Raw genomic sequence first — 1,634 nt, forward strand, 5'->3', positions numbered from 1 at the left:
TAAAAACGCCGTCCCGGCACCTAAAAAATAAACCCGAGTGCCCCTCTAGAACAGGAATATGCGTAGTAAATTGGGTAATGAAAAGGCCGTCCGAATGCAGACTGGAGTTGGACGGTCTTCGTGCCTATAAAAATTATTGAAACTGCCTGCTCCGTTCGCGGACAATGCTAACCGCGTCTCCGCCAAATATCGCGTTCACGTTCATTGCTGTGGATAGCGGTCAGGGGAGGTAGGGGTAGAGAGCTTTTGAGGGGGAAGAGAAGATCAAAAAGGCTAAGAAGAGACCAAAAGAGAATAGATACGATCTTGTAAATGTTTCGAGTTGCAAATCGGTTTTAGATGGACTTAGACCTTTGCAAAATTCCTACTAAGACATTTAGGGGATGTCTCATGAATACCTTCTTCCAAAAAACTGCACGGGCCATGATAGCAAACACATTGACTGCTTACCCACTATTGAAGTTGGATCAGGTAATTGATTGACACTCGATCGAGCATACCTGAATCGTCAAAGAACCGGTACCACCGTGACCTTCCCGCTATCTCCTGTTGTCCATGTTCAAAGCTGTCTTGCTCGGCCAGTGGGACAACCTTTCTGAACCCGAACACAGCCTCGTCACCCGTATCGATTTCAACCTGTTTTGTCGTTTTGATGAACTGAACATTTCAGATTACAGCACCTTATGCCGCTATCGCAACTGGCGAGTGCAAGGCAACACCTTTTCCGAATTGCTGGAACTTATTAAACGACAATTGACCGAAAAGGTCTAAAAGTAGAGAAACTATCCGCAGCACTACTATTGGCAGTAAACAGAACCAGACCGAAGAGGCGGATGAGGAAAAACATGTCAGTGGCCAAACCACACCAAGCAAGACCAAAAATGCCCGCCGAACAAAGAAAAACAGCCTTTACAAAATCGGTTAAAAAATATACTTACACTGATGCGCAAAATTATATCGAGAAACTGAACATCTTTCCCGCCAATAGCTATGATTGCAACAACTATCTGTTCCCTTTGGTCGAAGGTGCGGCCATCTATACCGACAAAGGCTACGCAGCAAGGTAAACCAGCAACATTTGGAAGATTATCAGGTGTCGACGGGCATTATGTGCAAAGATCACCGCAGCCGCCCGCTGACGTAAGCTCAAATGAAGCGTAAACGATGTTTGTCGAAAACCCGTTATGTGGTCGAAAAAAACTTCGGTACGCTAAACCGTAAATATCGATCTCGCTACGCTCTAGCAGCGCAGACTATTTCAGGCTGCTCAAAGTGAATGCGCAAAGCCATCTAAGAGCGGCATATTTGAATCTGTTGAAAGTGGATAACAGGCTAGGAATGTTTGTTGGAAATTAAAAGGTGGCTCGAATACCCGATTAACCAGTATTCGAGTATAAAAAAAGAAATTTGGCACAGAAAGAGCTTAAAATCCTTGTTTGGATTTCGGCTTTCGGGAGTAAGAATTTTGTAAAGTTCTCTGCTTGTCTTCATTACGTCAATTAGAAAGGTCGTCTGAAAACCTGATTCGGTTTTCAGACGACCTTTTTTTCAGACGACCTTGGATTCGGATTTCAAGTGCAACACCAGGGTACCGGTGGTTGGAACAGATTTAAGAATAAAACACTTGGCGTTTC

At 44.2% G+C, this 1,634-nt stretch carries 1 pseudogene; it reads left to right on the forward strand.

Annotated features, from left to right (window positions below):
* The first annotated feature begins 390 nt into the window (after positions 1 to 390).
* Positions 391 to 1,356, forward strand: a pseudogene (locus tag HMPREF2907_RS02075) (transposase).
* The last annotated feature ends 278 nt before the right edge of the window (positions 1,357 to 1,634 follow it).

This window comes from Neisseria sp. HMSC055H02 (genome assembly GCF_001813335.1).
Taxonomy (GTDB): Bacteria; Pseudomonadota; Gammaproteobacteria; order Burkholderiales; family Neisseriaceae; genus Neisseria; species Neisseria sicca_C.